This window comes from Streptomyces sp. NPDC050508, assembly GCF_040655155.1.
Classification (GTDB): Bacteria; Actinomycetota; Actinomycetes; order Streptomycetales; family Streptomycetaceae; genus Streptomyces.
Map to the genome: position 1 here is coordinate 22,001 of NZ_JBFAJJ010000023.1, position 14,642 is coordinate 36,642.

The 14,642-nt window shown below is 72.3% G+C and carries 9 protein-coding genes; 4 read left to right on the forward strand and 5 right to left on the reverse strand.

What is annotated here, in order from left to right; all coding sequences use genetic code 11:
* The first annotated feature begins 87 nt into the window (after positions 1–87).
* Both fsxC and fxsT read left to right on the forward strand, forming a co-directional pair.
* On the forward strand, positions 88–1,257 hold the full coding sequence (gene fsxC, locus AB0I69_RS41930; RefSeq protein WP_363101052.1) for an FxsC protein: 1,170 nt from the start codon (positions 88–90) through the stop codon (positions 1,255–1,257).
* Complete coding sequence (fxsT, locus tag AB0I69_RS41935; protein ID WP_363101053.1) at positions 1,254–5,246, forward strand: FxSxx-COOH system tetratricopeptide repeat protein; 3,993 nt, start codon at positions 1,254–1,256, stop codon at positions 5,244–5,246. Before fsxC ends, fxsT begins: the two co-directional genes overlap by 4 nt.
* A 57-nt stretch (positions 5,247–5,303) precedes the next feature.
* On the opposite strand, the gene AB0I69_RS41940 is transcribed toward fxsT, so the two are convergent.
* The 5 genes from AB0I69_RS41940 to AB0I69_RS41960 all read right to left on the reverse strand — a co-directional run bounded on the left by AB0I69_RS41940 (position 5,304) and on the right by AB0I69_RS41960 (position 12,092).
* On the reverse strand, positions 5,304–6,521 hold the full coding sequence (locus tag AB0I69_RS41940; RefSeq protein ID WP_363101054.1) for a toll/interleukin-1 receptor domain-containing protein: 1,218 nt from the start codon (positions 6,519–6,521) through the stop codon (positions 5,304–5,306).
* Between the two features lie 28 nt (positions 6,522–6,549).
* Positions 6,550–9,414, reverse strand: coding sequence for a hypothetical protein (locus AB0I69_RS41945; RefSeq protein WP_363101055.1), 2,865 nt, complete (start codon positions 9,412–9,414; stop codon positions 6,550–6,552).
* Positions 9,411–10,613: a hypothetical protein gene (locus tag AB0I69_RS41950; RefSeq protein WP_363101056.1), complete on the reverse strand. Its 1,203-nt coding sequence runs from the start codon at positions 10,611–10,613 to the stop codon at positions 9,411–9,413. Before AB0I69_RS41950 ends, AB0I69_RS41945 begins: the two co-directional genes overlap by 4 nt.
* The gene (locus AB0I69_RS41955) at positions 10,610–11,518 is read right to left on the reverse strand and encodes a MoxR family ATPase (protein WP_363101057.1); all 909 of its coding nucleotides are present in this window, start codon (positions 11,516–11,518) and stop codon (positions 10,610–10,612) included. Before AB0I69_RS41955 ends, AB0I69_RS41950 begins: the two co-directional genes overlap by 4 nt.
* A gap of 148 nt (positions 11,519–11,666) precedes the next feature.
* On the reverse strand, positions 11,667–12,092 hold the full coding sequence (locus AB0I69_RS41960; protein ID WP_363101058.1) for a hypothetical protein: 426 nt from the start codon (positions 12,090–12,092) through the stop codon (positions 11,667–11,669).
* Positions 12,093–12,233: 141 nt separating this feature from the next.
* On the opposite strand from AB0I69_RS41960, the gene AB0I69_RS41965 reads away from it, so the two are divergent.
* Together AB0I69_RS41965 and AB0I69_RS41970 are read left to right on the forward strand one after the other, a co-directional pair.
* Positions 12,234–13,388 carry a hypothetical protein gene (locus tag AB0I69_RS41965; RefSeq protein WP_363101059.1) on the forward strand — a complete coding sequence of 385 codons (1,155 nt, stop codon included), beginning with the start codon at positions 12,234–12,236 and terminating at the stop codon, positions 13,386–13,388.
* Complete coding sequence (locus tag AB0I69_RS41970) at positions 13,385–14,224, forward strand: AAC(3) family N-acetyltransferase (protein WP_363101060.1); 840 nt, start codon at positions 13,385–13,387, stop codon at positions 14,222–14,224. Before AB0I69_RS41965 ends, AB0I69_RS41970 begins: the two co-directional genes overlap by 4 nt.
* Positions 14,225–14,642: the final 418 nt, after the last annotated feature.

The following is a 14,642-nucleotide window of genomic DNA, read 5'->3' on the forward strand; positions in this document are numbered from 1 at the left end:
TGGTGCCGGTGGTGACGAGTCGCGCGGTGTGTGCTCCGCGACCGCTCGGCCCGTCGGCCGATCCGTCCGCGTCGCAATGGAGCCATCGTGAGCCACTTCTACCTGAGTCACGTTCGCACCGTCGACGAGGAGTGGGTCGCGTCGTTCTTCCACGACCTCTGCCGGGTCGTCGCCGAGCGCACGGGACGCTCACCGGAAGCCGTGGGTGTCCGTGGGAAGCCGCAGTCGCCTGACGTGTCGGGGCTGTGCCGGTCGACAGTGCTGGTCGTGCTGTACTCACCACGCTACTTCAGCCAGTCGTACTGCCGGGCCGAGCTGTCCTACTTCCAGCGGCGGCTCAACATGCAGCGGTCCAGGACCGGGCGCAGCGCGGACGCGGTCGTCCCCGTCATGTGGGAGCCCGACCCCGCGCACGCGCTGGACGCCGTCCTCCCGTACCCGCCCCTCGGCGCACGGTCCCAGGCCTACCGGCGCGACGGGCTGCTGCATCTGCTGCGGTTGAAGGCACGCTACCGGGCCGACTACGAAGAGGTGTTGAGGGCCACCGCCGACCGCATCGTCGTAGCCGCGGAACAGCTTCCCGAGGTGCACGGATTCGATGCGACCGGCAGCCATTCCCCTCTGGGCGCGCCTACTCCCGCCGGCGGCCAGACGGTCAGTTTCGTCGTGGCGTCCGCTGCCGAGGACGACCTGCCCGAGGAGCGGCACTCCAGCCAGTACTACGGGAAGACGGCCCTGCACTGGTCTCCTTACGCTCCGGGGGAACACGAGGCCCTGGTCTCCCTGGTGAAGAACACCGCCACCGCCCTGGACTTCACCGCGACCGTGCTGCCGCTGGACGAGGCGACCGTCGACCGGATCAGCCGGGAAGAGGACCCCGAGCAACTCGTCGTACTCCTGGTGGACGCGTGGGTGGCCATGCGGCGGGAGAAACGCCGGCTGCTGACGGCCGTGGACGAGCGAAGTCCCGAGGCGACCACGGCGCTCGAACCGAGGTCCCGCGACGACACGGAATCGGCCGAACAGGCGGTCACCCTCGACGAACTCCTCGACCACGCGCTCCCCCTGATGCGCGGTCAGCGCAGCGAGTACGACCACTGGGGACTGCCGGACGCAGAGAGTTTCACCTCCTCCCTGCGCAAGGTCCTCATCCGCCTCCAGAACGAGGCGCTCAAGTCAGTGGAAGCCGTTCGGTCACCGACAATGCCGCCCGAAAGCCTCCACAAGTGTCCCCTGCTCGGAAGGTATTCCTCATGATGTTCGACTCGGGTGACGCCGGCACCCGCGAGCCCGGCACGATCGTCACGTTCTACTCGTTCAAGGGCGGAACCGGTCGCACCATGGCCCTCGCGAACGTGGCCTGGATCCTCGCCAGCAACGGAAAACGTGTACTGGCCATGGACTGGGACCTGGAGGCGCCGGGCCTGCACCGCTACTTCGCTCCCTTCCTCGGTGACCCGGAACTCAGTTCCACTAACGGTGTCATCGAGCTCGTCCGCGAGTTCGACCTGGCCAGGCCGAGGCCCGCCGACGACGACTACGGCCAGTACGCCCGCGTGGAGCGCTTCGCCTCCACCCTCGCGTGGAACTTCGACAGCGGCGGCTACGTCGACTTCGTCTCCCCGGGACGGCAGACCCCCGAATACTCGGAGAAGATCAACACGTACGACTGGAAGGGCTTCTACGACCGCCGGGGCGGCGCGGACTTCCTCCACGCCCTGCGCGAGGACATCCGGCGCAACTACGACTACGCCCTGATCGACAGCCGGACCGGCTGGAGCGACACCTCCGGCATCACCACCATGTCCATGCCGGACGTGCTGGTCGACTGCTTCACGCTGAACACCCAGTCGGTGGACGGCAGTGCCAGCGTGGCGGCGAACGTACGACGCACCGTCCCGCACGTCCGGATCCTCCCCGTGCCCATGCGGGTGGAGGACGCCGAGCAGGAGAAGCTCGCGGTCAGCCGGGGGCACGCCCGTCAGCGCTTCCAGGAGTTTCTGAAGGACACCCCACGGGCCGCCGACCCCGACGGGTACTGGGGCGCGGTGGAGATTCCCTATAAGCCGTTCTTCGCATACGAAGAGGTCCTGGCCACGGTCGCGGACACGCCTCGCCAGCCCGCCTCGCTGCTGGGCGCCTACGAACGTCTGACCTCGGTGATCACGGACGGACGGGTGACGGCCCTGCGGCCGGTCGAGGAACCGGTGCGCAGGCAGCTGCTCTCCCGCTTCCAGCGGGTACCGGTACCCGGCGGCCGCCTCGTGCCCCGGGTGCGCGTCGACTACGCGCTGCGCGACGGCGCCTGGGCGGAGTGGATCGCGGCCCAGCTGCAGGCCGCGGGCATCGCCGTGGCACTGCACGGAAGCAGCCCGTCCATGCCCCTGGCCAACGGCCCGGCGGACGGAGCCGACGTGGTCATCGCGCTGCTCTCGCCCGACTTCGCCACCACGCCGGTCGCCGACGAGGTACGCGCCCTGGCCGCGGCCCCCGAAGGGCCCAGGATCATCGGACTGCGTACGCGGGAGCACCAGCCGGAGCCGGCGCTGCGCGGGCTGCCGGGATTCACGCTGGTGGACACACCCGCCGGGCAGGTGCTCAGCAAGGTCTTCGGCCTGCTCGACCTCAAGGCACCGGCTTCCGCCGTCAGCGAGGACCTCACCTATCCGGGCCGGGCCCCCCGGATCTTCAACGTGCCCCGCCGCAACAACGCCTTCACCGGCCGCGACGTACAGCTGGACCGGCTGCGGTCCGAACTGAGCGCCGAATCGCTGCGTTCCGACACGCCGGTGGGCAAAGTCTTCCTCTACGGCCTCGGCGGGATCGGAAAGACCCAGATCGCGCAGGAGTACGTCCACAGGTACGGAGCCCAGTACGACCTCGTGCACTGGATCCCGGCGGAACAGCCGAACCGCCTTCCGCGACTCCTCGCGGAGCTGGGGCTGGAACTCGGAATTCCGGGCGACACGGTCGACGAACGTGCCCAGGCGACCATGACCGCGCTTAAAAACGGCGATCACGGTCGCTGGTTGTTGGTTTTCGACAACATCACCGAGAGCCGGGGCACGAACGGCGAGACCCAGGACTGGGACGAGGGAGACACGACGGTGGAACGGTACCTTCCCGCCGAGGGGCCGGGGCACGTCATCCTCACCGCCCGGCGTTCGCCGCACGAGGAGAACCAGGTCGCCCTGGAGGTCGACGCCTTCAACAGGTCCGAGAGCATCGCCCTGTTGCGCCGCAGGGTGGACGGGCTGTCCGTGGACGACGCCGACCGGATCGCCGAGACGCTCGGCGACTTCCCCATGGCCATGGAGCTCGCGACGGCCTGGCTGCGGCAGACGGCCATGCCCCTGGACACCTACCTGGAGCAGGTCAACAGCCGGGTCGGCTCGGTTCTGAGCGGAAGCGGAGACAGCGGGGACAGCCAGCAGGAATCCCTCCTGGCGGTCTGGCGGCTGACCGTCGACCGGCTCGGCAACGAACGGCCCGCGGCGGTCCGGCTCCTCGGACTCTGCGCCTTCCTCTCTCCCGAGCCGATCGCCCACTCGCTCCTCTACAGCGACGCCATGCGCAACCGGCTCGCCGAGGAGACCGACGACGAATCCGTGCTCGACCCCATGGTGATGGGATTCCTGATCCGTGACCTCGGGCGGTACGCGCTGGCCACGGTGGACCAGCAGAGCGGCTCCATCCAGGTCCATCGACTGGTCCAGGCCGCGGTGCGCGAATGGCTCGGGGAGGACCCCGAGCGCGAGGAGCGGACGCGGCACCAGGCACAACTCGTGCTGGCGGGGGCTCTGCCCTCGGCTGCCTCCGCGGAGGACAGTGCCGCGGTCCAGCAGCGGTTCGCGGAGCTACTGCCTCATCTGGAGCCCTCGGAAGCGCTGTTCAACACCGATGCGCGGGTGTGCGAGTGGGTCATCCGCCAGGTCCGCAACCAGTGGCGGATCGGCGACCACCGGGCCGCCGCCGCGCTGGGGCAGAAGGCGCTCGACGCCTGGACGGAGTCGCTCGGCGCGGACCACCACCTCCGGCTGCGGCTGGCCGCCCAGGTGGCCAACCCGTTGCGCTCCCTGGGCCGTTACCAGGAGGCCCACACCCTGGACGCCGACACACTGCGGCGTCAGCGCGCGCAGCTCGGTGAGGACGACGGCTACACCCTGGTGACGGCCCGCAACTACGGCGCCGACCTGCGTGGCCTGGGCCGCTACCAGGAGGCGTACGACGAGGACCTCAGGACCTACGAGCTGTACCTGAACAGCCCCCACTTCGGCGTGGATCACGAGGACACTCTCCGGGCCGCGAACAACCTCGGTGTCTCGCTCCTCCTGGTCGGCCAGACCTCGCAAGCCCTCGAACGTGCGACCGAGACCTATCAGAGGTCCCGGCAGGCACTGGGGCTTCAGCACGTGCTCACCTGGGCCTTCGGGGGAAGTGTCGCGCTGGACCGCCGGGAGACGGGCGACTACCAGGGCTCTCTCGACCTGCTCATCGAGATCCGCAGGCGGTTCGTCACCCTCCAGAAGAGCGAGCAGTCCAACGACGTGCTGCGCACGGACGCGTCCCTCGCGGTGACCCAGCGCCGCCTCGGCCACTACGCCGAGGCGGAGGCCCTGACGCGGTCCACCTTGAACGTGTACCGGAAGCGCTACGGCGAGGCACACCCCGACACCATGTCGTGCGCCGCCAATCTCGCCTGTGACCTGCTCGCCCTGGCGCTGGTCGATCCGATCCGGGGATCGGAGGCGGTGGACCTCGGGAAGGAGAACTTCGAGCGCTACCGCGAGCGTCTCGGCCCCGACCACCCGTTCACCCTGGCGGCCGCGACGAACCTGGTGGCCATCCTCAGGAACCGCGGGGAGACCGAGCGCGCCATGGAACTCGCCGACGAGACGCTCCCGCTCCTCGTCGGGCGACTGGGCGCCTCCCATCCCGCCACCGTCGCCTGCCGCTCCAACCGGGCCGGCGTGCTGTCCGCGCTCGGCCGCCACGAAGAGGCGCTGGCCCAGGACGAGGAGGCTCGCGAGGCCTATCGCGCCCTCTACCGCGACCATCACCCACGGGTGCTCTGCGCGGAGTACAACGTCGCCCTGGACCGCAGCCTGATGGGCGACGACGCCCACCAGAGTGTCCGTGAGGCGACGCGGGCCGCCGAGCGGGAGTTCGGCCCGGGCCATCCCACCTTCCGGGTGATGAGCGACCGGCAACGGATCGACTTCGACCTGGAGATGCCGCCGACCTGATCCGACAGCGCGAGTGACCGCCCCGAGCCAGTGCCGGGGCGGTCAGCGCGCGCCGGGTCAGTTGCTCAGCGTCGTTCCGTATCTGCGCACGAACCGCCGCACCGTCCGGTTCATCTCCTCCTCCCGCCAGGCGGGCAGGCCCTCCAGGCGGGTGTGCGTCCCGGTGGTGCCGAGCAGTTCGCCGTCCACCACGAACAGGAACAGCAGCCCCACCGGGTACGCCGTGTCGAGCGCCCTGACCAGGTCGGCGTCCGGGGGATGCGGGACGATCACGACCACCGGGCCGAAGTCGTGCTCGTGCTCGTGCAGCTCCTCCTCGTCGTGGATGTCGAACTCCTCCAGCAGTTCCTCTTCGATGCGCTGCACCAGATCGCCCAGGACACCGGCGCCCGCGGTGAGCGTGACGACGAAGTGGTCCCAGGGCAGCGGCTGTTCACTGGCCCGGTGGATGTACCGGCGTGCCGTGTCCGTGGAGAGCGCGGGCAGCACCGCGACCCTGGGGGAGCCGGTGCCGAGCACCCCGCGCATCCGGTCCGCCTCCGCCACGGGAACCCGGGCGTGGGTCACGCTCAGCTGGATGAGTTCCCGCGAGGCGTCCGGGCCGGACAGGGGCAGCAGTTCGGTGAGGGCCGCGCGCAGGGGGTCGGTCACGGGCTCGCTCGGCCGTTCGGTCAGGAGCCCCGAGGCGAGCCGGTGGCGCATCAGCGGGGACAGCGTCTCGACCGGAACCCCCAGTGTCGCGCCGGCCCGGCCCAGGCTCTGCGGATCCACCTCCCGCAGATGGTGGACCACCCGGTGATGCACCTTGGCGCCGCTCAACTCGGCACTCATCAGGTCGAGTTGGGGTCTTATGTCGCGTCGTACGGATTCGATGTCGTCCTCCCCCGGCCACTCCACCGTCTGCCGTCGGTTCGGGCTGAGCGACCCGAGCCCGCTCTTCTCCAGCGCGTCCAGGGTCACTTCCGGCAGCATCAGCAGGATCACCGGGAAACCGTCGTGCCGGTTGCGGAGTTCCGCCATGGCCAGCTCGTTCTGCACATGCTCGGACTTCAGGGCGTGGCTCGACACGATCAGGAGCATGCCGTGGGCGTTGCCCATGCCGTCGGAGATGGCCTCCATCCAGTCCTGTCCCGGCACCAGGGTCCCGCGGTCCACGACGACCGGCTCGCAGCCCTCCTGTTGCAGCAGTTCCTCCATGGCGCGGCGGGCCGGCCAGCAGTTGCAGGTGCAGCCCACGGGTTCGCTGCGGCTGAGGAAGACATGGGGACCGGGCATGGGACTCCTCGTACTGAACCGTGGCATGTCAGCCGGCGGGCGGGGCGAAGGGGTCGGTGGCCCCGTCCGGCGGCGGGTGGGCGGCTGTGCGGATCCGGAACCAGCGCGTGCGGCCCGCGTCGAGCTCGACCGTGACCAGGCCGTCGGGATCCGGCCGCAGGACCGGCGGTGGGGCGTCGGACGGGTGGCCCGGAGCGTCGTGGGCGATCTCGATCAGCTCGGCTGCGGCGGTCGCCTCCGGCAGCGGCACCCTGGCGGTGACCGGGACGTCGGCCGTACTGGTCAGGCACAGGACGGCCTGCCCGGCGTGGTCCCGGCGGACGGCGGTCACCTGCGCGGCGCCGGTGGGCGGTCGCTCCACTCCGCCGTGGCGCAGGGGCAGTTGGGCGGCGCGGGCCGCGAGCAGGGGGCGTAGCGCCGAGGACGCCCGGCCTGCCGGAGCCAGGACCGAGGCGGGGACTTCGAGGCAGCCCGGCAGGGCCAGGAGCAGGCAGGCCTGCGGGTGCGGGAGCCCGTCCGGGAGGAACCAGGTGCCGTACGGGGCGAGCGGGGCGGTGCCGGGGATCGCGGCCTCGGGTCGACCGGGCGGGCCCGGGGTGGGCGCGGGCTCCGGGGGCGCGGTCAGGGTGAGGCGGCCGGTGCCGAGTGCGAGGTGAGGGGTGCCTGTCGCGACGACCGCCGCCTGTGGGTAGGCGTCCAGCAGATGACGCAGGCGGGTGAGCAGGGACGCGGGCCACCGGGCCGTGCCGGTGAGCCGGAGTCCGTCGACCGGTTCCTCCAGCAGGTCGTAGGCCCGCCTGAGCAGTTCGCCGTGCGGGGAGTCCTCGTCCGGGGGCGCCAGTTCCGCCAGTACGCGCAGTCCCTGCTCGCGGGCGCGTGCCAGCAGCGTGGCGAACTCCTCCGAGTCCGGTGGCAGGGAGGCGGGCAGACAGACGTGCCCGATGCCCCAGCGCCGGATGCCGGCCGGCAGTACGGCGTCACGCGCCGACAGCACCACCCCGACGCTGTCCCGGAGCCAGCCGGGTCCCTCCCCGTCGGGCGGGGCGGGCACGGGACCCGGGGTGAGCAGATGGGTCCGGCCGTCCTCCGCGCGGATCTCCACCTCACCGCCGTGCCCCGCCACCAGCAGCAGCCCGCCCGCCGCCGGATGGACCTCCCGCACCCGGAAGGGCATCGGCACCGCCGTCACCGGCCCGCCCCCCGGCCAGGCCAGCCGCAGCAGCCGGTCCCCTCCGTCCGCGGCCACGACCAGCCCGGCGTCGGAGAGCAGCGCGAGTGAGGACGCCGGCGCGGGCAGCGTACCCAGCAGGGCGACGGCACCGGCCGTGCCACCGGAGCTGCCGGAGTCACCGGCCGCGGCTTCCGACACGGCCCCCGCCACCCCGCCCGGTCCCCCGAACGAGGAATCCCCCACCCCGTACACCCGCCCGTCCGAAGTGCCCCAGACCACCGCCCCCGACCACGGGTCCCCGCACAGAGCCGTGACCCCGCCCCAGGGACCCTGTTGCCACCGTGCGGGACCAACGGCCGGGGTCGTCCCGGACAGGTTGTGGATCGTCACGCCGCCGTCCGCGTCCGCGACGGCCACGAGGCCGGCCCGGACCGAGGACCAGAGGTGTACCACCGGCGCGGGATGCCACAGTGTGCCCAGCGTCCGGCCGGGGTCGCCGTCGTCGACGAGGAGGACGTCGTTCGCGGTGGCGAGGCACAGCACCTCGCGTTCCGGTGTCCGGGACCAGCCCACGGCCGTCGGCTGCACCGACAGCGGGTGCAGTACGGCGTCGGCCGTGCCGTCCACGGCCGTCGTCACCACGTGGAGTCCCTTGCGGCTCACCACCGCCGTGGCCGCGGGACCGGCGTCCGCCACCCCGAGCAGCCGCGGCTGCTCGGGCAGTTCGACCGCGAGCACGGACTCGCCGTCGTCGATGCGCAGCACGGTCCGGCCGTCCGCGGTCGTCGCGACCGCCGCCCGGTGGCCCGCCCGTGCGCACAGCAGGGTGCCGCCCAGCTCCGCCTGCGCGGCCAGCAGCGTGCCGTCGGTGCGGACCTCGGCGGCCACGCCGACGCGCAGGGCGGTGTGCTCGCCGTCGTGCAGGTCCAGTTCGTGCCACTGGGCGCCGGGCAGCGCGCCGCGCAGCCGCAGTTGTACGCGGCCCGCCCCGCTCGCCCCGCAGACCAGGGCGCCCCGCTCCGGGGGCCGGCTCAGGACCAGGCCGTCCGCCCAGGCCCGGACGCCGATGTCCACCTCGGTGTGGACCAGTGCCCGCACGGTCCGCACCTCGTCGGCGTCGGCCCGGGCCAGCAGGCCGCGCGGCGGCTCCATGCCCAGCCGCTCCGCCGCCATCACCTGGAGCCGCCAGGCGGGCAGCGACTCCCGTACGGCTTCCGGCAGTCGGGGAAGGAAGCGCAGGATCCAGCGGCTGGCCTCGGCCGCCGCGGCGCCCTCGGCGAGCACCTGCCGGAAGAGCGGGGTCAGGGTCCGTTCGACCTCGGCCTCGGCGGGTGGCGGGCCGATGGTCGCCGACCACAGCAGTTCCTCGAAACCGCGGACCAGGGGCGGTGCGCTCCGGTGGGCGGCGAGGGTGAAGTCGCGGACCGAGCCGAGCAGGTCCAGGTCGTGGTCGTACAGCTCCCGCCGTAACTCGGCGCTGACCTCCGGGTACAGCACCAGCGCGCGGCTGTCGGCGGCCTCCACGAGCGGTGAGAAGTACAGCCTGGCCTCCAGGCCTGCGCTGCTGTCCGGGGCGAAGCGGAGGCGTGCACTCCTCAGAAAGTACGGCTCCGCCTGCGCGGCCAGGCACAGCGACCGGGCCAGCCGTACGACGGCGGGCCGGTGCCGGCGCTCCTCCGCGATCAGCTGGAACGCGCCGCCGCGCTCAAGTGCCGCCGTCATCGCCGCTGCCCGGCCCGGCGCGAGTCCTGGCGGGCCGCGGTCTGCGCGAGCCGTACGGACACCCGGCGGTCCAGCGGAACCAGTGCGACCGTCCGCCGCACGGCCGCCGGGTACTCCTCGGCGGGATAGGGCGTGAGACAGACGACGGGGTTGCCCGCTTCCCGCAGCCGCCGCAGATACGGCAGCCAGCCGGCCGGCGAGGACTGGTGGCGGCCGGGCGACGGCGGTTGCAGGTGCCCGAGGTCGGAGAGCAGGAGCACCGGCTGTCCGTGCGGCGGCACCGGGTGGGGTTGCCAGGTGCGGCCCCGGTCGCGGCTGACGCCCTGGGCGATGCGCAGGTCCAGCACGCGCAGTCCGCCCGGCGGCAGGATGCGGGCCGCGAGCCGGGTGATCCACTCCTGGTCGTGCCGGAACGGCCGCATCGACTCGCCGCGGTCGATCAGCAGCAGCGCTCCGGCCCGGGTGGTGGTCCGCTGCCGGTAGGGCACCCGGGGCCGGGCGACCTGGCCACCGGCGAGAATGCGCACGACCAGGTCCACCAGCCGGGGGTGGTCGACCGCGCGTCCGGTCATGGACGTGCCGGCCAGCGCGAGGAAGACGGCCCGCTCGGTCCGCGGGTTCCAGGGCGGGGCGGGGCGTGGCAGCGCGGTGGGCCAGGGCATGTCGAACGCCTCGGTGTGGCCGAGGAGTTCGTCGGTGCCGTCGTCCGGTGGAGCGGACGGATCGGTCTCGCGCCACAGCGGCTGTTCCGCCTCCGTGGTCGGTGCCGGGCGCGCGGCGCGGATCAGGAGCAGCGAACCGCCGGTGGCCGACCGGGTGTCCGGGCCGGGGACGGGCTCGGGCGGGCTCACGGGCGGGTCCGGGGTCCGGTGGTACGGCCCCGGGGCGGCGGCGTCGCCGGTACCGGGCCCGGACGGTGCGTCCCGGCCGTCGGCCCGGTCGGCGGATCGGGTGCCGGTACCCGGGCGGCTCGCGCGGGCCGTCGTACCCTCGCCGCCCCGGGACGGCCGTACCGGGCCCGCGGTACGGCGGCCGGGGCCGTCGGACGGGGCGTTCGCGCGCGTGAGCGGGGTACGGCCGGCGGAGGGCAGGGACAGTCCCAGGGCCGCGGCCAGCGTGGTCAGGCCGTCCGGGTCGGACACCCCCAGGACCCGGGCCGTCCGCAGCAGATCCCCCAGCGGGGCCGGGCTCCGGTTCATGTGTAGGAGAACGGGTCGGAGGAGTTCTTCACCATGGCGAGGCCCGCGACGGCCCGCCACTCCGGCGACGCGGCCGTCAGGCCCAGCTGGCGACAGGCCCTCAGGGTGTCCAGGAACTCGGCGGTGCTCGCCGTCGGCCGGGTCGCGCCCGACTCGTTCTCGAACAGGTCGGCCAACTCGACGGTGAGCGCCTCGTCGTAGTCGTCCCCCATGTGCAACCGGGCGACTTTCAGGAGGTGTTCGCGGTCCGGCGGCTCCAGCCTCAGCTGGATGCAGCGGCGCAGGAAGGCGGCGGACAGCTCGCGTTCCTCGTTGCTCGTGATCACCACCAGGGGTGGGCCCGTCCCCTCGGCAGCCGTCACCGTACGGCGGTCGGGGCCCACGAAGCGGAGGTTGTTGAGCGGATCGAGGAGGGCGTCCGGGACATCGGGGTCGGCCTTGTCGATCTCGTCGATCAGGACCACCGCGGAGCGGTCGTGCGACGCGGGCGGGCCCTCCTCGTCCACGGCGGGATCAAGTGCCTTCCACAGGGGTCCGGGCCGGAAGTAGTCGCGCGAACCGGGGGCCTGGAGCGTGCCCTGCGTGGCGTCGTTGAGCTGGCGGAACGCTTCCTCACGCCACAGCAGCTCATGCGGTTCGGTGCGGGCGGTGACCACCTCGGCGTAGTAGCGGAAGCCCATCAGCCGTGCCACGTTCGGGGCGAGCGCCGACTTGCCCGAGCCCGGCGGGCCGAGCACGAGCAGGGGACGGCCGGACGCCAGCGCGACGTTGACGGCGAGAACGGTCCGGTCGTCGAAGAGGTAGACCTGGTCGTCGAGGCGGGCCGTGCCGGGGGCCGGCGTACGGCCGTTCCCCGCAGGCCGGTAAGTCTCCTCAGCCGGGTCGAAAAGCTTGATCAAGCCCACTGCCCCCATCCTCAGCCCACGGCTCCCACGCACCGCACCCCGTTGCACTCTTCCCCATGGGGCGTACGGCCACTACTCGCTCGACGAATATGGCCGACAGCGTGGTTCTCCCGAAGCGGCCGGACGTACCGCGCACTTCCGGAGACCGTCAGCCGTGGAGCCGATGCCGTATCCGGACCTCGGGCAGCTGGTCCGCGGAGAAGTCGTCGGCCGTCGCGACCGGGCCCGGCAGCCGCCGGTCGACCGGCTCCCAGACCAGGGGCAGGGCCGTCTGCGGGGTGACTCCGGTGCGGGCCTGCCCCAGACTCCGGCGCAGCGCCAGCACCGCCCAGTCGTGCTGGGCGGGACCCTCGTTCAAGTACGCCGGGCTGCACAGCGCGAGCACGATGTGCGCCGTCGCGACGCCGTACGCCCCCTCCCGTCCGCCGGGCGGGAGAGGCGGTGGGACGAGGCGCTCGAAACGCGGCCGGTCCGGGGTCTCCAGACGGCGTCTCAGCTCGTCCAGGAATCTCGCGACCCAGGCCTCGTCCATGCCGTGCGCGTAGCTGACGGCATAGCGGTACACGGGCTCCATCTCATCCCCCGGTATGCGGCTTGCGTACCTGCCTGGTTTCCAGTTTCGCACGAGCGCGGGCGCCCGGCCGTGGCACAATCCAGGCCATCAACTCGTAACCGTTCAGGCTTTATTGGCGAATTGCCGGGTACAATGCCCAACATGTTCGAAGGGGTGCCGCCCCTGGGAAAGAAACAGGCGAATCTCCTCACTGCCATCCTGCGGGGGGTGCCCGTCCTGGGACCTGGCAAGGAACCCCACCTCCTGACCGACACAGACGTCCGCGGTGTACTGGCCACCCTTCCGCCGTGTGCCGACGCGCAGGAGACCGGCGAGGTCAACCGACTGCGCCCGCACCTCCTGAACGCGGTCATCGGAGCCGAGGCCAGACGCTCGGGCTACCTCCAGGCACTCCCCCGCCACGGCCTCGCCCCCCTGCTGCGGACAGTCGCCGAGGCCGTCCACGCCCCACTGGTACTGCGGATCGTCTACGGCGCCAGCACCAACGTCCCGCTCCGCGCGCTCAGTTACGTCCTCCCGGCCCTGCGCATGGCGTCCCGGCTGACCGGGGCCGGCCACCGCGCCCCCCACCTCCAGATCGTGCTCGCCGGTTCCCTCGGCTGCTGGGTCAACGCCCTGCCCAAGCCCACCGTGACCGCGGAGACGAACCTCCTCGCCCGCTGCCTCGACCGCCTCCTGTCCCACCTGACACCCGGCCATTTCGGGGTCTACGGCACCCTCCCGTCGCCCGACGTCGTGACCGCCCTGGACGACCTGGTACGGACACTGCCCCCGGCCCGACGGGCGGACGTCCTCGAACGGCTCGGCGGCAAGGGCGGCGCCACCGAAGACGAACAGACCCTGCTGTACGCCGCCGCCCACGTCCTGGTCCACGACCGTGCCGCCGTCCCGCTCACCCTGCGCCAGGGCACTCCCGTACCGGAGAACGCCCCCGTGATCGACGTCGGCAGCCTCCAGGAGCGCCACTTCCACGACGTACGACACCTGTTCGCGACCGGGCAGACCGGAAACACCGGTCCGGGGGCGCTGGTGCTGTCCCGGCACTCCGTCCCGCCGTACACCATGGCCAGGGGCGGGGACATCGGACTCCGCGAGTTCCTGGACGACACGAACACCCCGGGAAGACCCGTGGCCTCCGCCGTCCGCCACGACCTACGGCTGCTGTGGACCGCACTGCCACCGGAGGAACTGCGCCGGGTCGTCGACGTACCGCGGGACGACCCGCACCCGGTCGTCGACCTCCGGCACGCCACCGCGCGGCGACCCGTCGGCGTCCCGCAGGAAGCCCTGCGATGACCACCGGCATCGCCCGACCCCACGCCCCGTCCGCGCCGCTCGGTCCGGACGAACTCGTCGCCCAGTTGCGCGCGTTGGGAGTCCGGCCCGGGGACACCGTTCTCGTGCACGCGTCCCTGGGCGCCATCGGGCCGGTGCACGGCGGTGCGCGGGCCGTCGCCGACTCCCTGCTGGAGGCGCTCGGCGCGGACGGCACCCTCGTCGTCTACACGCAGACCCCCGACAACTCCGACCCCTCCCGCTGGCCCGTCACGCGCGGCTATGCCGTACCGGCGAAGCAGTGGCCCCGGCTGCGCGCGACCCTGCCGCCCTTCGACCCCGAGCGCACGCCGAGCTACGGAGTCGGCCTCCTGCCGGAGGAGGTCCGCATCCGCCCCGGGGCGCTGCGCAGCGGCCACCCGCAGAGTTCGTTCGCCGCACTGGGTCCGGCCGCCGCACGGATCACCGCCGGGCACGCCCTGGACTGCCACCTGGGCGAGGCCTCCCCCCTGGCCCGCCTGGAGGAACTGGACGCCCGCATCCTGCTGCTGGGCGTGGACTTCTCCGTCTGCACGGCCTTCCACTTGGCCGAGTACCGCGTACCGGCCCAGAGCACCCGCCTCTACGGCTGCGCGGTCACCGACGGCCCACGAGGACGCCGCTGGCACCGCTACCGCGACGTGGACTTCGACGCGTCGGTCTTCCCGACGCTGGGCGACTCCTACGCGTCCCTGCCGGAACGTCCGGTGACCCGCGGCCGGGTGGGAGCCGCCGACTGCCTGCTCCTCGACCTCGCCCCCGCGGTGGCGTACGCGTCGAAGTGGCTGATCGAACACCGACCGGGCAGCAGGCGCTAGGCAGTTCGGCACCGGATCAAGCCGCACAACGACGAGATCCCGCCCAACTCGATGAGCTGGACGGGATCTCGTGATCCGTTCTCGACCTGGGTCACGAACGGTTTGCTGCGGTGTGGGGTGTTCACGAGTGGGGCTGACCTGTGGCGTTGTCGGCTGTTGAAGATCTTTCCCCGATCGCGATGTGATCGTTCCCCACCAGCCCGTTCAAGGTGCACGGGCCCGTGTTGGCATTCTCCTCGATGTGGGATCGGGGGATCCCTGAAAGTACGTACGGTCGCTCCGGTAGAGGCAGCCGAGCTGTGAATCTCCCGCGCCATGAGGCGTCACCCGCGGGCTCTGGACCGAGGCTGGCGTCACCAAGCTCGCGGCGCCGTGCCTGGCTGGACCCGATGCCGCGCTCGGGGACGGGAGGGCAAGG